Source organism: Tessaracoccus luoxuelianae, assembly GCF_055326245.1.
This window is the reverse complement of record NZ_JBUZNO010000001.1, coordinates 208,776-229,128: the sequence shown is the minus strand read 5'-3', so window position 1 is coordinate 229,128 and position 20,353 is coordinate 208,776. Positions and strand designations below refer to the sequence as shown.

Here is a 20,353-nt window from a genome sequence, read left to right as displayed (position 1 = left end):
GCGGTGATCCGGACCGCATCGCCGTGCGACCAGCGGTGTGCGCGATGCGGGTAGGCTGTGCGCCATGCCCGTGAACCTCGGTATGCCCCCCGCGCCGGCCCCCGTTCTCACCCCCCGCCGCAAGACCCGGCAGATCAAGGTGGGCAAGGTCATGGTTGGCGGCGACGCGCCGATCAGCGTCCAGTCGATGACCACCACAAAAACCACGGACATCAACGCCACGCTCCAGCAGATCGCGGAGCTGACGGCCACGGGATGCGACATCGTCCGCGTCGCGGTGCCCAGCCAGGACGACGCCGAGGCGCTGCCCATCATCGCGATGAAGTCGCAGATCCCCGTCATCGCCGACATCCACTTCCAGCCGCGCTACGTGTTCGCGGCCATCGACGCGGGGTGCGCCGCGGTGCGCGTGAACCCGGGCAACATCAAGCAGTTCGACGACAAGGTCGCGGAGATCGCGAAGGCGGCGGCTGACTCCGGGGTGTCACTGCGGATCGGCGTCAACGCGGGCTCGCTCGACAGGCGCCTGCTCGCCAAGCATGGTGCACCCACCGCGGAGGCGCTGGTCGAGTCGGCGCTGTGGGAGGCCTCGCTGTTCGAGGACGTCGGCTTCCACGACTTCAAGATCTCGGTCAAGCACAACGACCCGGTGGTGATGGTGCGCGCCTACGAGATGCTGTCGGAGAAGTGCGACTACCCGTTGCACCTCGGCGTCACGGAGGCCGGGCCGGCTTTCCAGGGCACCATCAAGTCGTCGGTCGCGTTCGGGGCGTTGCTCAGCCGCGGCATCGGCGACACCATCCGCGTCTCGCTGTCCGCCCCTCCGGCGGAAGAGGTCAAGGTGGGCCTCAAGATCCTCGAGTCGCTCAACCTCAAGCCCCGCAAGCTCGATATCGTGTCGTGCCCGTCCTGCGGCCGGGCCCAGGTGGATGTGTACACGCTCGCCGAGCAGGTGACCAAGGGGCTCGAGGGCATGCAGGCGCCGCTGCGCGTGGCGGTCATGGGCTGTGTCGTCAACGGCCCGGGCGAGGCCCGCGAGGCGGACCTGGGTGTGGCCTCGGGTAACGGCAAGGGCCAGATCTTCGTCAAGGGCGAGGTGATCAAGACGGTACCTGAGGACGAGATCGTCGAGACCCTGATCATCGAGGCGCAGCGCCTGGCCGCAGAGATGGGCGAGGTGGGCGCGCCGAGCGTCTCCGTCTCCTAAGCTGTCGCCCATGGCTTCCCGGGTGCGCGCGTTGGGCAGCGCCGACCGGGATGAGGCCCTGGAGTTCCTCGCCCGGAGCCCGGTGGAGAACCTGTTCCTCGCCTCCAAGGTGGCCACCTACGGGATAGACCGCCGTCGCCTCGGAACTGTCTACGCCTATCAGCGCGGCGGAGAGGTCTCAGCCCTCTTGCTGGACGGCGGCACCGTCTTCGTCGCCGGCTTCGATCCCGGGGCCCTGCCCGCGTTCGTGGGGCAGCTCGGCCCGGTGCGTCGCTGCACCTCCATTCTGGGTCCGGCCATCTCGGTGCTCGGGCTCCACCTCGGCCTGACCGAGCGCTGGCGTGGTTCGTGGGGCCCCGTCGCCAACATCAGGGCGCGCCAACCCCTCATGCTGCTGGATGCCGACCCGCAGGTTGCCGCGGATGAGCGGGTCCGGAAGCTGACCGTCGACGACTACGCCAGCTATCTCGACGCCTCGGTCCACATGTACACCGACGAGATCGGCAGCTCGCCGTTCAAGTACGGATCCGGTTATGAGCGTTTCGTGAGGCAGCGCCTCGTCGAGGGAGACGCCTACGGCATCGTCGACGAGCGTGGCAAGGTGATCTTCAAGGCGGACCTCGGCCCCAAGCTGGGGGGACAGGCGCAACTCCAGGGGGTCTGGGTGGATCCGGAGTTGCGCGGGCAGGGGCTGAGCGTCCCCGCGCTCTCCGGCATGCTCCACCTGGCGATGCGGCGCTTCCCGCGGATCAGCCTCTACGTCAACGACTTCAACACCCCCGCAATCAGGGCGTACGAGCGGCTGGGGTTCGTCGAGGTGGGGGCACTGGCCACGGTCCACTTCTAGGGAACCACTGATCAATGCTGTTCTCGGTGAGGACGTGCCGGGCGGGAAGAGATGGCGCCACTACATCTGGTGCGTGTACTCGACGTCCATATCCAGATGGAGGGGTGGCAGATCGCCCGATCCGGTGCGCCGCAGCCGGGACATGATTGGTCAGTGGTTCCCTAGGGCCATGGTCTAGGCTGACCCCCGGTCCACCCCGAGAAAGGCGCCACCCATGCTCACTCGCCTGTCGAGCCTGTTCGTCCGCACCCTCCGCGACGACCCAGCCGACGCAGAGGTGCCCAGCCACCGCTGGCTGGTGCGCGCCGGCTACATCCGACGGGCCGCCCCCGGGGTGTACTCCTGGCTGCCGCTGGGCCTGAAGGTGCTGCAGAAGGTGGAGGCCGTCGTCCGGGAGGAGATGGACGCCATCGGCGCCCAGGAGGTCCGCTTCCCGGCGCTGCTGCCCCGTGAGCCCTATGAGCTCACCGGCCGCTGGTCTGACTACGGGGACAACCTGTTCCGGCTGCAGGACCGCAAGGGCGCGGATCTGTTGCTCGGCCCCACGCATGAGGAGATGTTCACCCTCATGGTCAAGGACCTCTACAGCTCCTACAAGGACCTGCCGTTGTCGCTGTACCAGATCCAGACCAAGTACCGCGACGAGGCCCGCCCGCGGGCCGGCCTGCTCCGGGGTCGCGAGTTCATCATGAAGGACTCCTACTCCTTCGATGTCGACGACGCCGGCCTCGAGGCGAGCTACCTCCGGCACCGCGACGCCTACCAGCGGATCTTCGAGCGCCTCGGCCTCGAATTCGTCATCGTCTCCGCCATGGCGGGCGCCATGGGCGGCTCACGCTCGGAGGAGTTCCTGGCAGTGGCCGACAACGGCGAGGACACCTTCGTCCGCTCGCCCGCCGGCTACGCGGCCAACGTGGAGGCCGTGCGGTTCGCCGCTCCCGCGCCGCTGCCGGTCGAGGACGCACCCGCCATGGCGCCGATCGACACCCCGGACGCCGGATCGATCGCCGCCGTTGTCGACATCCTCAACCGCGACCGTCCCGATCGCTCCTGGACCGGTGCCGACACGCTCAAGAACATCCTGTTCCGGGTCACTGACGCCGACGGGTCCACGCGCGCGCTCGCCGTCGGGCTCCCCGGGGATCGGGAGGTGGACCTCAAGCGGTTGGCCGCAGCCCTCGAGCCGTCCGTCGCCGAGCCCTTCGGCGCCGAGGACTTCGCGAAGTTCCCAGACCTGGTGGTGGGCTACATCTCCCCGGTGTCGCTGGACGGGACCCGGGTGCTCGGCAAGGATTCGGCCACCGGCATCGAGTACCTCGTGGACCCCCGGGTGGTGGAGGGCACGTTCTGGGCCACCGGCGCCAACCTCAAGGACACGCACCTGGTGGGCGTCACCGCGGGCCGCGACTTCGTGGCCGATGGGGTCCTGGACGTGGCGGAGGTCCGAGAGGGCGATCCCGCGCCGGACGGCTCCGGGCCGCTGACCCTGGCCAGGGGAATCGAGATGGGCCATATCTTCCAGCTCGGGCGCAAGTACGCCGACGCGCTGGGTCTGAAGGTCCTGGATTCCAACGGGAAGCTGGTCACGGTCACGATGGGCTCCTACGGCGTGGGCGTCTCGCGAGCCGTGGCCGCGGTGGCAGAGACCACCTGCGACGACAAGGGCCTCTGCTGGCCGCTGGCGCTGGCGCCGTTCCAGGTACAGGTGGTGGCCACAGGCAAGGATGCGGCGGTGTTCGCCGAGGCCGAGCGGATCGCGGGAGAGCTGTCGGGCCGCGGGGTCGACGTCCTCCTCGATGACCGCAAGGCAAGCCCGGGCGTGAAGTTCGCCGACGCCGAGATCATGGGGATGCCCATCATCGTCGTGGTGGGTCGCGGACTGGCCGACGGTGTGGTGGAGCTGCGCGACCGGCGAACCGGCGGGCGGCAGGAGCTGCCCGTGGCCGAGATCGTTGCCCAGGTTCTGCTGGCAGCCGGGCGCTGAGCCTCAGACCCAGCCTGGCCAGTGGGGGAGGGGCCGGCCCATGGCCCCCACGGAATCGGCGGCCCCGACCATGAGCTCCAGCCAACGCTCACGGCCCGGCCCTCCCGCTGCCACCAGCCGGCCGAGGCCCTCCAGGAGCCCCAGCTCCAGCGCCCCCCATCCCGCCCGGATCTCCTCGCTGGTGGTCATCGCCGTGGGCAGCTCGAACGTCGCGGGCTGCACAGGTGCGACCCCCGGGAGCGCGTTGCGCAGCTCGTTGCGCAACTCCTTCGCGGTGGCCAGCCGGGCTGTTCCGAGGTCGCGCAGGGGGTCGTCGCCGTCGAGTCGGCCGATCCCCACGCCGAGCCCGTAGATCAGCGCCCAGGAGTGGCTGAGGGCGATGGGGAGCGAGGCGGCCACGGTGGTGCCCTGAAAGTGACGCGGCTCCGCCTCGCCTTCGACGGGTGCTGCCCCCACCGTCGTCAATCCGCGGGACGTGCACGCCGCGGAGGCGTACAGCAGCCTGAGCGGCTGGGCCTGTGCGGCCAGCGCGGCGCGGCGCAGCGAGGTCTCCGCCGCCGTCGACGCCGCCGCCAGCGACTCCTCAAGCCCCGCGGGCGGCGGGGTCTCGGGGGAGTGCGGTGGCAGGTCGAAGACGGGCTCTCCCCCCGCCACCGGGTCAGCTGCCCGCAGGCGGTCCAGCACGGCGCCCAGAGCGGTTACGGCGGCGTCGGCCCAGGCGGGATAGGTCGCCGGGGCGCCCTCGGCGGAACGACCCGCCTCGATGGCGGCAACCAGCCCCGCCACCGCGGCTGCGGCCTCAGCGGCCTCGGCGGTCTGGCTGGGGGTCGGATCCGGCTCGGGCGCAGGGAGCGACGGCTGGGAAATGGTGGGGTCCAGGCCGCAGCCCGCAACGAGCAGGGCCGCCAGGACCGCGCGCCTGCCACATCTCATGGACTTCAGCCTATCGGTATGCTTGGTCTTCACAATTAGGCCAACAACCGGATATGGAGCCGAAGATGCAGGAGAACACGCTCGCGTCGGTCATTGAACCGATCCTCGCGGAGCACGGACTCGAGCTCGACAGCATGGAGGTCACACCTCTCGGCAAGCGCTCCGTACTACGGATCAGCGTCGACGGCGACGGACCGCTGGGTCGGGGACCGCTGCTCGACGACATCGCCCGCGCAGCCTCGTCCATCTCGGCGGCGCTCGACGAGAGCGACGCCGTGGGCACACGTCCCTACACCCTCGAGGTGAGCTCGCGTGGCGTCAGCACCCCCCTCACCGCCGCCAAGCACTACCGCAGAAACACCGGCCGGCTCGTCAAGCTGTGGCTGGCGGAGGGGGACACCACCGGCCGGATCGTCGACGTCACCGAGGAGGGCGTCACTCTGGACGTCGAGGGGACGCACCGCACCGTCGCGCTCAGCGACATCAGGAAGGCCGTCGTCCAGGTGGAGCTCAACCGCTCCCTGGCCGACGATGACGGAGAGGAAGCATGATGGACGTCGATCTGGCAGCGCTGCGCGCAATCGAGCGGGACAAGGAGATCTCCGAGGACTACCTCATCAAGACCCTTGAAGACGCACTGCTCAACGCGTACAACAAGACCCCGCACGCCCTGCGCGGGGTCAAGGTCGAGGTCAACCGCAAGACCGGCAAGGTGAGTGTGCTCGCCCCCGAGTTCGACGACGACGACAAGATCATCGGCTACTTCGACGACACTCCTGATGACTTCGGCCGGATCGCGGCGGCCACTGCTCGTCAGGTGATCTTCCAGCGGCTCAGGGAGGCCGAGGATGATCAGAAGTACGGCCACTTCGCCGGCACCGAGGGCGACATCGTGGTGGGCACCATCCAGCAGGACCGCGACACCAGGGCGGTGCGGGTGGACCTCGGTTCACTCGAGGCGATGATGCCGCTGGCCGAGCAGGTTCCGGGGGAGGACTACTCGCACGGCCGTCGGCTCAGGGTCTACGTGGTGGCGGTCCGCCGTGAACTGCGCGGTCCCCAGGTGATCGTGTCGCGCACGCACCCCAACCTGGTCAAGAAGCTCTTCGCCATGGAGGTGCCCGAGCTCGGGCAGGGGATGGTGGAGATCATGGAGATCGCGCGCGAGGCCGGGCACCGGACCAAGATCGCGGTGCGCTCGAACCACCCGGATGTCTCCGCCAAGGGCGCCTTCATCGGACCCATGGGACAACGCGTCCGCGCCGTGACCAACGAGTTGGGGGAGGAGAAGATCGACATCGTCGACTACTCCGAGGACCCGGCGAAGTTTGTCGCGGCGGCCCTGTCGCCGGCCAAGGTCCTGTCGGTGACGGTGATGGATCTCCAGGCGCGCGCCTGCCGCGCGATCGTTCCCGATTACCAGCTCTCGCTGGCCATCGGGCGCGAGGGGCAGAACGCGCGGTTGGCCGCCCGCCTCACCGGGTGGCGAATCGACATTCAGCCCGATACCGCACCGGGGGCGTAACATGTCCCAACGATGCCTGTTCACCGCCCGTTTGGTTCCCGTTTACTCAAGCCCCGCCACAAGTGGGGCCGCCTCGTCGTGCTCCTGCTGCCCGTCGCGCTCATGGGGGTGTGGCTGAAGTTCGCGCGCACCGGCGCGTACTTCCCGGACGCCGACCTCGGCGAGGTGGCCGCCCGCGTGTGGTCCGATGTGGCCTTCGGGTCCGCATGGGTGCTCCTGTGGGGGGTGCTGTCGGCGGTCGGCCCAGGGTGGTTGCGTACCATCGCGTTCTATCTGGCCCACGCCGCCACGCTGGTGCTGGGGCTCTTCCTGGTGGTCAGCCACAGCTATGTGATGACGACTGGCAACCCGCTCACCTGGATGCAGATCGAGTACGCGTGGCGCGGCGGGGGAGAGCTGCACGGTCTCCTGGAATCCCAGATCACCCCCGGCATGATCGCCCTGGCCGTCGGGGTGCTGGTGAACACCCTCGTCGCGCCCCTGCTGCTGGGGCCCCTGGTCTCGCGGGCCCTGAGGAAGCCCTCGCGGCTGGTGCGTCGGCTCGTGGTGGTGGCAGTGGCCGCTCTGTTGCTGGCCGCCTCGGCCTGGAGCGCGCCCACCGTCTCGGCCGCCTTCGCGCTCGCGCCGCCCGTTCAGCTCGTCGTCGCCCCGATCCGTGAGGCGGACGCCTATCCGGAGCCGGCCAGTGCGGTCGCCGTCGCTCAGGCTGTCGGTGAGACCCGGTTGGTGCCCCGGCCCGATGCCTCCGGGCGCAACCTCGTGGTGATCACCCTCGAGTCGCAGCGCGCCACCTCGACGCTGCCTCCCACGAGCCAACCCGTGACCCCTGTCCTCGATGCGCTTGCGGAGTCCAGCCTCACGCCGTCGCGCGGCTACTCGCTCCTTCCGCACACCTCGAAGGCCCTCACAGCCGTCCACTGCGGGGTCGCCGCACCTCCTGACCACGACAACACCGAGGCCGAGGCAGGCAGCATGCCGATGCCGTGCCTGGCCGAACTGCTGGGGGACCAGGGCTACGAGACGGCGTTCCTCCAGTCGGCCACCGAACACTTCGAGCGCAGGCGCGGGACGGTGGACAACCTCGGCTTCGATTTCTTCCGCTCCGTGGACAGCATGCCGAAGGTCGACTTCGGGAAGGCCAACTACTTCGGCTACGAAGACGACATCATGCTCGGGCCCGCACGTGACTGGCTGGCCACCACCGACGGCGAGCCGTTCATGCTCGGCATGCTGACAGTCACGGGGCACCACGACTACGTGCTCGAGGGCCACGAGCCGATCGACTTCGTGGAGGATCCGCTCCTCAACTCGTACCTCAACGGCATCCACTACCAGGATGCCTTCGTCGGCCGCGTGATCGACATGTTCAAGGAGCTCGGACTCTACGAGGACACCGTCTTCGTGGTGACAGGCGATCATGGCGAGGGCTTCGGCGAGCACCGCGTCTTCCAGCACGACAACACGATCTACGACGAGGGCGTCAGGATCCCCTTCCTGGTGCACGACCCCCAGCGGGAGGGAGAGCAGCTGGGGCAGCCGGCGAACCAGCTGGCAGTCCTGCCCACCGCCGTCGACGCTCTCGGCTTCGACCTGGTCTCCGGGCACGCGTATCAGCCGTCGCTCTACAGCGGAGAGCCCCAAGGTCCGTTGGTGGCCACCTGCCTCGCGCGGGGGCGCTGCACGGCGGTCATCGACGGTGACCGCAAGCTCATCCACCACTTCGGAGACCGGCGCGACGAGGTCTTCGACCTCGCGGCGGACCCCTTCGAGCTCAACGACCTCGCCGCGACGGCGGATGAGGCGTGGATGGGCGAGCTCCGCGACGTCTCGCTGGCGTGGTACGTCGACACCGAGGCGATGTACGAGGCACACCGCGCCGGACAGTAGCCCACTACTGAGAGAATCTCAGGTTATTTTTGGTTTTCTCTCAACTTCCGGGTTAGCCTGATAGCACACTGCTGAAACTTGAGGAGTTCGTGTTGAAGGCGAAGAAGTTCTGGATCCCCGTGGCGGCCGGCGGCTGCGCGCTCGCGCTCGTGACCGCGGCGGGAGTCGCGACAGCCCTGCACAAGAACGACGTCACCCTCGTCGTCGACGGCGTCTCTCGCACCATTGCGGTGCGTGAGGACACAGTCGCCGAGGTGCTGCAGCTGGAGAACATCGAGCTGGGCCGGCATGATGTGGTCCTGCCCGGGCCGGACACCGAGGTCGACGACGACATGGAGATCAGCGTCGCCTTCGGCCGCGAGCTTGAAGTGACGGTCGACGGCGAGAAGCGGACCGTCTGGACCACCGCCCGCACCGTTGGCGAGGCGCTGTCGATGCTCAACCTGGGCGCCGCCGACTCGAAGCTCTCCACGTCCCGTTCCACCACGATCTCCCGCCAGGGGCTGACGATGGAGCTGGCCACCGCCAAGGACGTCACGCTGACGGTGGCGGGGGCGCCCGCCCAGCTGACCGTGGCCGGCACTGTCGCGGATGCGCTGGCCCAGGCCGGCGTCAAGCCGGATTCCGACGACAAGGTGACCCCCGCGGCCGGCACCGTTCTGGAGGACGGACTAGCCATCACCGTGGTCGCTGTTGAGGTCAAGCAGGCCACCAAAGAGGTGGCGGTGCCCTTCGAGAAGACCTCGGTGAAGTCCGCGGACCTGGCCAAGGGAACCAGCAAGATCACCACCAAGGGAGTCAACGGCCTCGCCAGCGAGACCTACACCGAGGTGTATGAGGACGGCACACTGGTCAGCTCCGCCCTCGACGAGCGGGTGGTCACCCGTAAGCCCGTGACGCAGGTCACCACGGTGGGCACCAAGGTGTCCGCCCCTGCCACCTCGTCCACGTCATCCTCGTCCACGTCCTCCTCGACGTCGTCATCCGGCGGTGCCATCAACCTCGCCCGTGCGGACATGTGGGACCGGATCGCCCAGTGCGAGTCGGGCGGCCGCTGGGACATCAACACGGGCAACGGCTACTACGGGGGCCTGCAGTTCAACCTTGCCACCTGGCGCTCGGTCAACGGCCAGGACTTCGCGTCCTACCCCCACCAGGCCAGCCGCGCGGAGCAGATCACCGTGGCGAACCGCCTCTACGCGATCCGCGGCACCCAGCCGTGGAGCTGCGCCTGACACCCTGCGCCTCGGCGCACAGACAAGACCCGGTGGCCTGAGCCACCGGGTCTTGTCTGTGTCGATCAGCGGCCCCGGTGCCCACCGCCGCGGGTGGAGACGATGCCGGCGTCGATCGCCTTCTGCACTGTGTCCGCTTCGGCCTGGGTCAGCTTCCCGTCCGTGACAGCCTGGTCCAGGATCGCAGTGTCGGCCTCTGCCCGCTCGGCTGTGCGGGTGGCCTGGATCTCGTCGAGGGCGGCCTGCACCCTCGATTCGTCGATGCCGAGTTCGCCCGCGAGCGCGCTCACGTACGCAGCCTGCCGCTCCGTCCGCGCCGCCTCGCGTTCCTCGTCGGTGGCATCCGTTGAGGGTTGGACGAACTCCAGGCCCTCGCGGGCCGCATCCATCGCGTCCTCGAGCGCGTCCTCCTCCACGCCGAGCTTCTCGGCGAGGGTGGCCGCGTCGGCACCGGGCATTCCGCGGTCGCCGTGGCGGCCCTTGCCCTCGCGTGATCCGAGGGGGGCCGAGGAGTCCTCGCTGGCCGATGCCGACGCGCTCGGGGTGGGGGTGGTGGTGTCGGCGGTGGCGATCTGTGAGACGCCGAAGCCCAGGCCCGCGGCCATGGCGGCGGCGGAAATGCCGGCGATCAGTTTGTTCTGCATGTGTCCTCCTGATGGTGAGTAGATCTCGGGCCTGATGCCCGATGGATCAACCTTCCCGCCGCCCCCTGTCAGGACGCTGTGCGGTGCCTGGGGTGTTGCTGGCAATGTGGCCGTAGGCTTGGGTCCGATGACTCCCCAACGCACCTGCATCGGCTGTCGAGGCCGTGACGATCAGGACCGGCTCCTTCGGCTCGTCCGACGAGGCGACCTCGCCGTCGACGGCACCCGACCGCGCCTCCCGGGACGCGGAGCCTACGTTCACGCCGGCTGCCTGGAACTGGCGATCCGCCGCCGGGCGGTCCGGAGGGCCTTCGGTGCAGCCGTCGAGCTGGACCCGGCTGCGCACTGGCCTGCGGCTTGACACTCTGGCTGGATCAAGCCTCTTCGGGAGGATATGATGTCCAGCGGCCCACGTCTTTGTCGTGGCCGCATCGTTCCACGCCCGACAGGGCGACAACCAGAAGGTGGGCTCACGCTCATGACCACTCGATGAGAACCCAACGATGATTCAGCACAACTAAAGGTTCGCCCCTTGGAGGTCGGGCCGCAAAGGAGAGTAGTGGCAAAGCCTCGCGTCCACGAGATCGCCAAGGAAATCGGTAAGACAAGCAAAGACCTTCTGGCCTGGCTGGGAGAGAACGGCGAGTACGTTCGCGGACCGTCCTCCACGCTGGAGGCACCAGTCGTGCGCCGCATCCGGGAAGCGCTGGGTAGCGCGCCCGCCCCCGCCGACCCGACGACCGCTCCGAAGCCCGCCCCGGCTCCGGCCGCGCGCCCGAAGCCCGCCCCGGCTGCGTCGGACGCCACGCCCGCCGCCGCCACCCCGTCAGCTCCCGTGGCCCCGGCAGCCCCCGCGCCCGCCCCGTCCACGGATGCCCCGCGCCCCGCGGCACCAAGGCCCACCCCGGCACCGGCACCCATCCCGCCGGCGCCCACCCCAGCACCCGCGCCGGCCCCTGGCCCTCGGCCGACGACGCCCCCCGCGGCGCCCGTGACTCCGGCGCCCCAGGCGGCCCGCCCGGCTACGCCGGCCCCGCAGCGGCCTGCCGCCCCCGGACAGCGTCCCGGACCCGGCTCGTCAGCCCCCCGCCCAGGCGTCCCTGGTCCCAGGCCCGGAGCCCCCACACCAGGGGCCGGTTCCCGCAAGCCGGGCGCCCCTCGGCCCGGTAACAACCCGTTCGCTCCCGCCCAGGGGATGGGCACGCAGCAGCGTCGTCGCCCCGACGCGCCCGGCGCCCGCCCAGGCGCTCCAGGTGCCCGCCCAGGCGCACCTGCCGGTGCCGGTGACCGGATGCCGCGTCCCGGCGGCACCGGAGGGGTGCCGGGCATGCCCCGCCCCAACCCGGCGATGATGCCCAAGACATCCAACACCCAGCTCGGCGCCCCCGCCGCCCGTGGCGGTCGGCCCGCTGGGCCTGGCGGCCCCGGCCGTGGTCGCCCCGGTGGTGGCCGTCCGGGTGGGCCCGGCGGCGCCGGTGGAGCCGGCGGTCCCGGCATGGGCGGCGGCATGGGTGCCCCGGCTGGAGGCGGTCGCGGTGGCGGTCGCGGCCGTACCGGCGGTACGCAGGGAGCCTTCGGTCGCGGTGGCGCGGCCGGTCGCCGTGGACGCAAGTCGAAGAAGCAGCGTAGGCAAGAGTTCGACCAGATGGAGGCGCCGGCGATCGGCGGCGTGCGTCTGCGCAAGGGCGACGGAGCCACCGTGCGCCTGCGCCGCGGCGCATCCCTGACGGACCTTGCCGAGAAGATCGGCGTCGAGCCCGCGTCGCTGGTGCAGGTGCTGTTCCACCTCGGTGAGATGGTCACGGCCACCCAGTCCGTGGCAGACGACACCCTCGAGGTGTTGGGTGCCGAGCTCGATTACCGAATCGAGGTCGTCTCGCCCGAGGACGAGGATCGCGAGCTGTTGGAGAGCTTCGATCTGGAGTTCGGCGAGAACATCGGCGACGAGGACGACCTTGAAGCCCGTCCCCCCGTCGTCACGGTGATGGGTCACGTGGACCACGGCAAGACCAAGCTGCTGGACGCCCTGCGTGACACCAACATCGTGGCCAAGGAGGCCGGCGGCATCACGCAGGCCATCGGCGCCTACCAGGTGGTCACCGAGGTGGACGGCAACGTCCGTCCCATCACGTTCATCGACACCCCGGGCCACGAGGCGTTCACCGCCATGCGTGCCCGCGGCGCGAAGTCCACCGACATCGCCGTGCTGGTGGTGGCGGCGGATGACGGCGTGATGCCCCAGACCATCGAGGCGCTCAACCACGCTTTGGCGGCGAACGTGCCGATCGTGGTGGCGGTCAACAAGGTCGACAAGGAGGCGGCGGATCCCACGCGGGTTCGCGGGCAGCTCTCCGAGTACGGCCTCGTGCCGGAGGAGTACGGCGGCGACACCCAGTTCGTTGACGTCTCCGCCATCACGCACCAGGGTCTGGACGAACTCCTCGAGGCCATCGTCCTGACCGCGGATGCCGCTCTGGACCTGCGTGCCAACCCGGACATGCCCGCCCAGGGTGTGGCCATCGAGGCGCACCTGGACAAGGGCCGTGGTCCCGTGGCGACGGTGCTGGTGCACCGTGGCACGCTGCGGATCGGCGACTCGATCGTGGCCGGTTCGGCTCACGGGCGTGTCCGCGCCCTGATCAACGATCAGGGCGAGATCATGGACTCCGCCCCGCCGTCGATGCCCGTTCAGGTACTCGGACTCACGTCCGTGCCCGGGGCTGGTGACAACGTCCTGGTCGTCGAGGACGATCGCATGGCGCGTCAGATCGCCGACAAGCGGGAGGCCCGCATGCGCGCCGCCCAGCAGGCCAAGACGAGCCGTCGCAAGACCCTCGACCAGCTGTTCGAGCAGCTGGAGAAGGGCGAGGCGCAGGAGCTGCTGCTCATCCTCAAGGGCGACGGCGCGGGCTCGGTCGAGGCGCTCGAGGATGCACTGTCCAAGATCGAGGTCAACGATGAGGTGTCGCTGCGTGTCATCGACCGCGGTGTCGGTGCCATCACCGAGACCAACGTTTCGCTGGCTGCGGCCTCGAAGGCTGTCATCATCGGCTTCAACGTGCGGCCCACGCCGCACGCGGCGCAGATGGCGGACCGCGAGAACGTGGACATGCGGTTCTACTCGGTCATCTACTCGGCCATCGACGAGATCGAGGCGGCGCTCAAGGGCATGCTCAAGCCGATCTTCGCCGAGGAAGTGCGTGGCCAGGCGGAGATCCGCGAGATCTTCCGCTCGTCCAAGTTCGGCAACATCGCAGGCTGCATGGTCACCGACGGCACCCTCCGTCGCAACGCCAGTGCACGCCTGCTGCGCGACGGGGTGGTGGTGGCCACCAGCACTATCGCTTCGCTGCGGCGCGAGAAGGACGATGCCACTGAGGTCCGCGAGGGCTTCGAGTGCGGTGTCACGCTCAACAACTACAACGACATCCGGATCGGAGACGTCATCGAGACGTTCGAGATGGTGGAGAAGGAGCGCTCCTGATGCCAGGTCCAAGAAACGCCAAGCTGGCGGACCAGATCAAGGTCATCCTCGCCACCACCATCGAGCGACGCGTCAAGGATCCCCGTCTGGGCTTCGTGACCCTCACGGAGGTGAGGCTGACCGGGGACAACCGCGACGCCACGGCCTTCTACACGGTGCTGGGTGACGACGAGGCGCGTGCCGCATCCGCGGCGGCGCTCGAGTCGGCCACCGGCATGCTCCGCTCCACCGTTGGGCAGCACCTGGGAATGAAGTTCACGCCCACGCTGTCCTTCGTGCTCGACGCCACCCCCGAGGTGGCGCGGCACATGGAGGACCTGTTGGCGGAGGTGCAGGCCAAGGATGCCGCGGCGGCTCAGGCCGCCGCCGGCAAGACCTTCGCCGGCGAGTCGGATCCGTACCGGAAGCCGCGCGAGTCCGAGGAGGACGACGAGCAGTGACCCGGACCTCGGGGGTGGTGATCGTCGACAAGGAGTCGGGGGTCACCTCCCACCAGGTGGTGGGTCGGCTGCGCAGGCTCCTGGGCACGCGGAAGATCGGGCACGCAGGCACCCTGGATCCCATGGCCACGGGCGTGCTGATCCTCGGCGTCAACCGGGCCACCCGGATGCTCGGGCACCTGGCCCTGCACGACAAGCGCTACCTGGCCACCGTGCGGTTGGGGGAGTCCTCGGCCACCGACGACGCCGAGGGCGAGGTGGTGTTCGTGGCGGACGCCTCGGCCGTCACGGAGTGGGAGCTGGAAGGGGCGCTGATCCCCTTACGGGGGGACATTCTGCAGGTGCCCAGCAGCTATTCGGCCATCAAAGTCCACGGGAAGCGTTCCTACGCTCTGGCGCGGGCAGGGGAGGCCGTCGAGCTGAAGGCGCGCCCTGTGACGGTGGCCCGGCTCGACGTGCTGGCCGTACGCGTCGACGGGGCACGCCTCGACGTGGACCTGGATATCGAATGCTCTTCGGGCACCTACATCCGGGCGATCGCCCGCGACCTCGGGGCCTCCCTCGGGGTGGGTGGTCACCTCACAGCTCTGAGGCGCACCCGTATCGGGCACTACGCGCTGGAGAACGCAGTCGTCCTCTCCGACGAGCCGCCGGAGCTGATGTCGATGGCGGACGCGGCGCGCCTCAGCTTCCCCGTCGTGGACCTCACCGACGACGAGGCGCGCGACGTCGGCTACGGTCGCCCCCTGGCCCGCCCCGTCCCGGGCTCACCCACCGGGATGCTCTCACCCTCCGGGGAACTCCTCGCCCTGTATGAACCGGCCGACGGCGGTGCGAGACCGCTTGCGGTGCTGGTCGGAGCATGACAGATTGAGCAACTGTGACTGAAACGGTCGTCGTCATCGGCAACTTCGACGGGGTACATGTCGGCCATCGCCGCGTGCTGGCCGAGGCGACGCGCGACGTCGATCACCCGCTGGTCGTGCTGACCTTCTGGCCACACCCGGTGACGGTGCTGCGCCCCGCCGCGGCCCCGAAGCTGTTGAGCGATCTCCGGACCCGCATAGAACTGCTCAAGGGTGCCGGGGCTCACGAGGTGCGCGTGATCCGGTTCACCCCGGAGGTGGCGGCGATGTCCCCGGCCGAGTTCGTGGACCGGTTCCTCATCCCTCTTCACCCGGTGCGCGTGGTTGTGGGGGAGAACTTCCGCTTCGGTCATCGCGCCGCGGGCGACGTGCGGACGCTCGCCGAGCTCGGCGCGGGACGGTTCGAGGTGATCCCGCTCCAGCTCGAGGTGATCAACCATGAGGTCACCTGCTCCACCGCCATCCGGGAGCTGTTGGCAGCCGGGGACGTGGCGGGCGCGGCCCAACACCTCACCAGGCCCTTCCGATTCCGCGGGGTGGTGGTCGTGGGTGACCAACGCGGCAGGGACCTCGGCTTCCCGACGGCGAACCTCACCGTGTCCACCGAGATGGCCGTGCCCGCAGACGGCGTCTACGCCGGGTGGCTGACCAACCTCGACGAACGGGGCAGCGAGCCCATGCCGGCGGCCATCTCGGTGGGCACCAATCCCACGTTCGACGGTGCGGATCGCAGGGTGGAGAGCTACGTCCTGGACCGCACGGACCTCGAGCTGTACGGGGTGGAGGTGGCCGTGGACTTCGTCGAGCGGCTCCGCGGACAGGTGCGTTTCACCGGCATCGACGCCTTGGTCGAGCAGATGGGAGCCGACGTGGAGGCAGCCAGGCGGCGGCTCCTCGGCTGAGCCCCACCGGTCAGCGGGCGGTCAGCGACTTTTTGTAGATGGCGTAGTGCTGGCTGGGCTCAGCGTCGGGATCCACCTGCTGCACCTCGGGCTCGTCGACAAACAGGTGCTCGCCTGTGGGGTGATATTCGAGCGAGATGTACAGCGGCACGGCCTTCTCATTGTTGGGATCCACCGCGAGGTACACCGCTGCAAAGCCGCGGGCGCGAGCCTCCGACTCGAGAAACTGGCTCAATGCCCGGCCGGCGCCCTTGCGACGGGCCTCCGGGTAGACGAACATGTTGCGCAGCTCGGGAGTCATCGAGTCCGCGTCGAGGTCCAGCACCGCCGTGCCCAGAGGCTCGTCGCCGTCGAAGGCGACCGCGAAGATCAGTGCGCCGCGCTGCTGCGCCTCGAAGTGCTCGTCAACCAGACCGAGCTCCGGCCGCGACTGACGTGAGCGCAGGGCCTCAAGATCTGCTGATGTCGCAGGACGGACGGCGACGGCCATAGGGGCTCCTTGTTCACTCTGCAGGGGACTGGTCCCACCCTACCCCTTTCACGGAGTCCGACCCCCGGACAGTGAGCGGTTTGGGGGAGCTGCACTGGCGGTGATAGGGTTCCCAGGTTGCCGTTCGATCGGCCACGGACCCGTCAGAGCCCCGACAGCACCCGCAACGGGGGCGCCGTGCAGCGAACCGGAAGGACCCATATTTATGGACGCTGTGGACAAGAAGAAGATCATCGACGACTACGCCATCGCACCCGGGGACACCGGCTCGCCTGACGTGCAGATCGCGCTGCTGACCAAGCGGATCTCCCACCTCACTGAGCACCTCAAGGCTCACAAGGGAGACCACCACAGCCGCCGAGGCCTGCTGCTCATGGTCGGCCAGCGCCGCCGGCTGCTCAACTACGTCGCCAAGAACGATATTGAGCACTACCGCGCGCTGATCGCACGCCTCGGCCTGCGCCGCTGATCGCGGACCACTAATCACGGTTCAGGGCACCCCATCTCGGGGTGCCCTGAACCGTTTCCTCTCCCCTCCTACAGGTCGAGCTGGATCCGGGAGGCGTTCCCGAAGCGGTGCGCGGTGAGCGACACGGATTGTTCCCGCACGTAGGGCAGGCAGGCGAGGCGACCCGGCAGCGGGCCGCCGGGGTACACGGTGGCGTCGATCGAGCCGCCGAGGTCCGCGAGCAGATCGCGCCGCCCGAGGTGCCTGATCCGCCCTGTGGCTGCGGCGTCGAAGCGCGCGTCGTCCTCGACCCTCACCTCGAGACCGGCCTCGTCCAGCGCCGCCGCGACACCCCCGCTGAGCGGCCGGCGCACAGAGAAACCCGCCCGTGCGCCCACCGCCAGCGCGGCTGAGGCCTCGCGGAAAACGCCCCACTCCTCGCACTCCTCGACGCGGACGGTCACTGTCACCGGCCGGTAGCGTAGGACGTTGCGCTCTGCGGACAGGGCGGTGGGGTCGTGCGAGGCGAGGAACACCGCCCGCGCCGCCTCCTCGTCACCCGCCGCGGCGGCGCCGAGCCGAAGCGCGTCGGCCTCGCCGAGGGCGGCCCGCGAGGCGCGGACCAACCGCGCCAGCATCGGTGAGGTGGGGACGGCGCCCGTGCCCGGCCACTCCTCATCGGCCTCCCAGCGGCCCAGGCTCTGCACGTAGTGCGGCCCGCCGGCCTTGGCGCCGGGGCCCACGGCTGAGCGCTTCCAGCCGCCGAACGGCTGCCGGCGGACGATGGCGCCGGTGATGGTGCGGTTGACGTAGCAGTTGCCCGCCTCGATGCCGTCCAGCCAGGTGTTGATCTCCCGCTCGTCCAACGAGTGGAGCCCCGCAGTGAGGCCGTAGGGGGTGCCGTTCTGCCACCGGAGAGCCTCCGTGAGTGAGGCGGCCTCCATCAGGCCGAGCACCGGGCCGAAGTACTCCACCTGATGGAACTCGCTGCCTGGGCGGACCCCGGCGCGGACGCCGGGGCTCCACAGCCGGTCGTCGTGGCGGCGGGGCCGGATCAACCAGCGCTGGCCCGGCTCGAGTCCGGTGAGGCCGCGCAGCAGCTTGTCCCTGGGTGGCTCGGTGAGGGGCCCCATCTGGGCCGCCGGGTCGATCGGCCAGGCCACCCTCAGCGACCCCACAGCGTCGAGCAGTTGGTCGAGGAACCGCCGCGACCGCGCCACGGACCCCACCAGGATCCCCAGGGATGCCGCCGAGCACTTCTGGCCGGCATGCCCGAACGCCGAGATCACCAGGTCCGCGACCGCCAGGTCGAGGTCGGCCGACGCCGTCACGACGATCGCGTTCTTGCCCGAGGTCTCGGCGAGCAGGGGCATCGACGGACGCCAGGACCGGAACAGTGACGCGGTCTCCGCGGCCCCGGTGAGGATCACGAGCTCCACCCGGGGATCCGACAGGAGGGACTCACCCAGGGGGCCGTCGTCGACCACCACCAGCTGCACCAGCCCCGGCGGCAGCCCCGAGCGGTCGCAGGCCTCGGCGAGCAGCGCTGCGGTCCTCCGGGCCGGGGGTGCGGGTTTGAGGACGACGGCCGACCCAGCGGCGAGGGCGGCCGCCACACCCCCCAGGGGGATGGCGATGGGGAAGTTCCACGGCGGCGCGACGACGGTCAGCCCAGGCGGGACGTGGTGGGCGCCCTCGATGCGGTCGATGGCCCGCTCGGCGTAGTAGTGGGCGAAATCAACCGCCTCCGAGACCTCCACGTCGGCCTGGTCGATCAGCTTGCCCACCTCGTCGGCCGCCACCGCCACGAGCGCCGTCCGGCCCGCCTCAAGCTCACCCGCCAGCCGGCGCAGGGCGGCGGCCCGCTCAACCGGTGGGACGGCGGCCCATACCGCTCCGGCGTCCCTGCCGCGGCGGAGCGTCTCGTCGATGCCTGCGGACGAGGTCACGGTGGCGTGGCTCACCCTCGCAGCGCCCAACCCCGGGCTGGGGAGGAGTGCGTGGATGCCGGCGGCCCACGCCTGGTTGGCCCGCAGCGCCGGTTCGGTGTCCTGCGCGTTGACGAAGCCGTGGCCGCCGGTGGGTCGGGCCTGCGTGGCCCACTGCTGAGGCGTTGGGGAGTTCACGAGGGTGAGGGCACGGCGGAACCGCGCCTCCTCCCGGTCCAGGAACCCGGCGTCACGGCCGAGGTGGGCGGCGCCCGACATGAAGTTCTCCGGGGCGGCGTTCTCCTCCAGCCGACGCACGAGGTAGGAGATGGCCGAGTCGAACTCCGCGCGCGGCACTACCGGGACGTAGAGCCGCAGGCGCCCGACCTCGCGGAGGATCACGTGCTGGAGCGGTGTCCCCATGCCGGAGAGCATCTCGACGTCGAGCTGGCCGGTCACGCCCCTCGCCTTGGCGAGCTCCCACGCGGCGGCCACCGAGTAGACGTTGTGGCTGGCCACCCCCACCAGGAGCCGTGCGGCCCGCTCCGGGGTCAGGCAGAATTCCAGCGCGCGCAGGAAGCTGGCGTCGGTGGCCGCCTTGCCATCCAGGACCGGGTTCTCCCAGCCCCGAAGTTCGGCCTGCACCCGCTCCATCGCAAGGTTGGCGCCCTTGACGAGCCGGACCTTCAGCGGCGCGCCACCAGCCGCGACCCGTCGCCTGGCCAGCTCGTCGATTCGGCGAAGCACCAGGCCGGACTCCTTGAGGTAGGTCTGTACCGCCAGACCCGCCCGCAGTCCGAGCAGCTCCGGGTCGAGGACGAGCTCGGCGAACACGTCCAGGGTGAGGTGCAGGTCCCGGTACTCCTCCATGTCGAGGTTGACGAACTTGCCTGCGCGGGCGGCCAGGAGCATCAGGGGCCGGAGTCTCGTGACGGCCTCCTCCACGGTCTGGGCGTGCGCCCAGGGGGAGTGCGGTCCCAGGACGGCTGAGACCTTGATGGAGACGTAGTCCACGTCGTCGCGCGCCAGCAGGCGCATCGTCTCGCGGAGCCTCCCGGCGGCGTGGGCGTCCCCGAGGACGGCCTCGCCGAGGAGGTTGACGTTGAGGTCTGCGCCGCGCCGCCGGGCGTGCCGCAGCGATGGGCCCAGCCGCCGCCCCACGTCGATGACCAGGTCGCCCACCAGCGCGGCGAAGGCCGCGCGGACCAGAGGGAGGGCGGGCCTGGGTGCGATGCGGACCGCCCGGAGGCCCCACCGCAGCGGAAGGGGCAGGAACGGGGCCGGGCGTCGCGCCAGCGCCCCCAGCGCCGCGCCGGCCACCGTAGGATCCTCGGGGCGGAGCACCCCGTCGACGAAATCCAGGGTGAACGCCAGGCCGCGCGGGTGGGAGAGGACCCTCGCCAGCAGCCGCGCCGCGGGGGGCTCGGAGCGGCCGGCGGTCTCGGCAGCCCATCGTCGTGCGGTGGCCACCGCGGCCTCCACGGACTGCGGGGTGGTGACACTGAGCATTCAACCATCGTGGCCCAAGCGGCT

The 20,353-nt window shown here is 70.0% G+C and carries 17 protein-coding genes; 13 read left to right on the top strand and 4 right to left on the bottom strand.

What is annotated here, in order from left to right:
• The first annotated feature begins 64 nt into the window (after positions 1-64).
• The 3 genes from ispG (at position 65) to ACZK39_RS01025 (ending at position 4,038) form a co-directional block, all read left to right on the top strand.
• On the top strand, positions 65-1,207 hold the full coding sequence (gene ispG, locus ACZK39_RS01035) for a flavodoxin-dependent (E)-4-hydroxy-3-methylbut-2-enyl-diphosphate synthase (RefSeq protein WP_182783012.1): 1,143 nt from the start codon (positions 65-67) through the stop codon (positions 1,205-1,207).
• Between the two features lie 10 nt (positions 1,208-1,217).
• Positions 1,218-2,054, top strand: coding sequence for a GNAT family N-acetyltransferase (locus ACZK39_RS01030; protein ID WP_182799597.1), 837 nt, complete (start codon positions 1,218-1,220; stop codon positions 2,052-2,054).
• Between the two features lie 214 nt (positions 2,055-2,268).
• Entirely contained in the window at positions 2,269-4,038 is a 1,770-nt protein-coding gene (locus ACZK39_RS01025; RefSeq protein WP_182783010.1) for a proline--tRNA ligase, read from the top strand.
• Positions 4,039-4,041: 3 nt separating this feature from the next.
• Here the strand turns inward: ACZK39_RS01025 and ACZK39_RS01020 are convergent, their stop codons facing one another.
• On the bottom strand, positions 4,042-4,971 hold the full coding sequence (locus tag ACZK39_RS01020) for a hypothetical protein (protein WP_463612246.1): 930 nt from the start codon (positions 4,969-4,971) through the stop codon (positions 4,042-4,044).
• Between the two features lie 65 nt (positions 4,972-5,036).
• Here ACZK39_RS01020 and rimP point away from each other — a divergent pair, with 65 nt between their 5' ends.
• From rimP to ACZK39_RS01000, 4 genes are all read left to right on the top strand, one after another.
• Positions 5,037-5,522 (top strand): ribosome maturation factor RimP, encoded by a 486-nt coding sequence (gene rimP / locus ACZK39_RS01015; RefSeq protein ID WP_182799599.1) that lies wholly within the window; start codon positions 5,037-5,039, stop codon positions 5,520-5,522.
• Positions 5,522-6,496 carry a transcription termination factor NusA gene (nusA, locus tag ACZK39_RS01010; protein WP_182783122.1) on the top strand — a complete coding sequence of 325 codons (975 nt, stop codon included), beginning with the start codon at positions 5,522-5,524 and terminating at the stop codon, positions 6,494-6,496. The genes rimP and nusA overlap by 1 nt, the downstream gene beginning before the upstream one ends.
• A gap of 12 nt (positions 6,497-6,508) precedes the next feature.
• The gene (locus ACZK39_RS01005) at positions 6,509-8,383 is read left to right on the top strand and encodes an LTA synthase family protein (protein WP_463612245.1); all 1,875 of its coding nucleotides are present in this window, start codon (positions 6,509-6,511) and stop codon (positions 8,381-8,383) included.
• Positions 8,384-8,475: 92 nt separating this feature from the next.
• Complete coding sequence (locus ACZK39_RS01000) at positions 8,476-9,618, top strand: resuscitation-promoting factor (RefSeq protein WP_463612244.1); 1,143 nt, start codon at positions 8,476-8,478, stop codon at positions 9,616-9,618.
• Positions 9,619-9,683: 65 nt separating this feature from the next.
• On the opposite strand, the gene ACZK39_RS00995 is transcribed toward ACZK39_RS01000, so the two are convergent.
• Positions 9,684-10,262, bottom strand: a complete 579-nt coding sequence (locus ACZK39_RS00995; RefSeq protein WP_463612243.1) for a hypothetical protein — start codon at positions 10,260-10,262, stop codon at positions 9,684-9,686.
• A 34-nt stretch (positions 10,263-10,296) separates the two neighbouring features.
• Between ACZK39_RS00995 and ACZK39_RS00990 the strand changes: the two genes are divergently transcribed.
• The 5 genes from ACZK39_RS00990 (at position 10,297) to ACZK39_RS00970 (ending at position 15,954) form a co-directional block, all read left to right on the top strand.
• Positions 10,297-10,623 (top strand): YlxR family protein, encoded by a 327-nt coding sequence (locus ACZK39_RS00990; RefSeq protein ID WP_463612242.1) that lies wholly within the window; start codon positions 10,297-10,299, stop codon positions 10,621-10,623.
• Between the two features lie 198 nt (positions 10,624-10,821).
• Positions 10,822-13,746: a translation initiation factor IF-2 gene (gene infB / locus ACZK39_RS00985; RefSeq protein WP_459054267.1), complete on the top strand. Its 2,925-nt coding sequence runs from the start codon at positions 10,822-10,824 to the stop codon at positions 13,744-13,746.
• Positions 13,746-14,186, top strand: coding sequence for a 30S ribosome-binding factor RbfA (gene rbfA / locus ACZK39_RS00980; protein WP_182783002.1), 441 nt, complete (start codon positions 13,746-13,748; stop codon positions 14,184-14,186). Before infB ends, rbfA begins: the two co-directional genes overlap by 1 nt.
• On the top strand, positions 14,183-15,052 hold the full coding sequence (gene truB, locus ACZK39_RS00975; protein WP_463612241.1) for a tRNA pseudouridine(55) synthase TruB: 870 nt from the start codon (positions 14,183-14,185) through the stop codon (positions 15,050-15,052). Before rbfA ends, truB begins: the two co-directional genes overlap by 4 nt.
• Before the next feature lie 14 nt (positions 15,053-15,066).
• Positions 15,067-15,954 carry a bifunctional riboflavin kinase/FAD synthetase gene (locus tag ACZK39_RS00970; RefSeq protein ID WP_459054270.1) on the top strand — a complete coding sequence of 296 codons (888 nt, stop codon included), beginning with the start codon at positions 15,067-15,069 and terminating at the stop codon, positions 15,952-15,954.
• A 10-nt stretch (positions 15,955-15,964) separates the two neighbouring features.
• Here the strand turns inward: ACZK39_RS00970 and ACZK39_RS00965 are convergent, their stop codons facing one another.
• Positions 15,965-16,444: a GNAT family N-acetyltransferase gene (locus ACZK39_RS00965; protein WP_182782999.1), complete on the bottom strand. Its 480-nt coding sequence runs from the start codon at positions 16,442-16,444 to the stop codon at positions 15,965-15,967.
• A 205-nt stretch (positions 16,445-16,649) separates the two neighbouring features.
• Here ACZK39_RS00965 and rpsO point away from each other — a divergent pair, with 205 nt between their 5' ends.
• Complete coding sequence (gene rpsO, locus ACZK39_RS00960; protein WP_182782998.1) at positions 16,650-16,913, top strand: 30S ribosomal protein S15; 264 nt, start codon at positions 16,650-16,652, stop codon at positions 16,911-16,913.
• A 68-nt stretch (positions 16,914-16,981) separates the two neighbouring features.
• On the opposite strand, the gene ACZK39_RS00955 is transcribed toward rpsO, so the two are convergent.
• Positions 16,982-20,329, bottom strand: a complete 3,348-nt coding sequence (locus ACZK39_RS00955; protein WP_463612240.1) for a bifunctional proline dehydrogenase/L-glutamate gamma-semialdehyde dehydrogenase — start codon at positions 20,327-20,329, stop codon at positions 16,982-16,984.
• Positions 20,330-20,353: the final 24 nt, after the last annotated feature.

What these genes read in the sequence shown, in the direction of transcription:
- nusA (WP_182783122.1), top strand. Translation starts at nt 5,522, where the DNA reads ATGGACGTCGATCTGGCAGCGCTGCGCGCAATCGAGCGGGACAAGGAG.
- ACZK39_RS00965 (WP_182782999.1), bottom strand. Translation starts at nt 16,444, where the DNA reads ATGGCCGTCGCCGTCCGTCCTGCGACATCAGCAGATCTTGAGGCCCTG.
- ispG (WP_182783012.1), top strand. Translation starts at nt 65, where the DNA reads ATGCCCGTGAACCTCGGTATGCCCCCCGCGCCGGCCCCCGTTCTCACC.
- ACZK39_RS00990 (WP_463612242.1), top strand. Translation starts at nt 10,297, where the DNA reads ATGCCCGATGGATCAACCTTCCCGCCGCCCCCTGTCAGGACGCTGTGC.
- ACZK39_RS00955 (WP_463612240.1), bottom strand. Translation starts at nt 20,329, where the DNA reads ATGCTCAGTGTCACCACCCCGCAGTCCGTGGAGGCCGCGGTGGCCACC.
- ACZK39_RS01030 (WP_182799597.1), top strand. Translation starts at nt 1,218, where the DNA reads ATGGCTTCCCGGGTGCGCGCGTTGGGCAGCGCCGACCGGGATGAGGCC.
- rpsO (WP_182782998.1), top strand. Translation starts at nt 16,650, where the DNA reads ATGGACGCTGTGGACAAGAAGAAGATCATCGACGACTACGCCATCGCA.
- ACZK39_RS01020 (WP_463612246.1), bottom strand. Translation starts at nt 4,971, where the DNA reads ATGAGATGTGGCAGGCGCGCGGTCCTGGCGGCCCTGCTCGTTGCGGGC.
- rimP (WP_182799599.1), top strand. Translation starts at nt 5,037, where the DNA reads ATGCAGGAGAACACGCTCGCGTCGGTCATTGAACCGATCCTCGCGGAG.
- rbfA (WP_182783002.1), top strand. Translation starts at nt 13,746, where the DNA reads ATGCCAGGTCCAAGAAACGCCAAGCTGGCGGACCAGATCAAGGTCATC.
- ACZK39_RS01005 (WP_463612245.1), top strand. Translation starts at nt 6,509, where the DNA reads ATGCCTGTTCACCGCCCGTTTGGTTCCCGTTTACTCAAGCCCCGCCAC.
- ACZK39_RS00995 (WP_463612243.1), bottom strand. Translation starts at nt 10,262, where the DNA reads ATGCAGAACAAACTGATCGCCGGCATTTCCGCCGCCGCCATGGCCGCG.
- ACZK39_RS01025 (WP_182783010.1), top strand. Translation starts at nt 2,269, where the DNA reads ATGCTCACTCGCCTGTCGAGCCTGTTCGTCCGCACCCTCCGCGACGAC.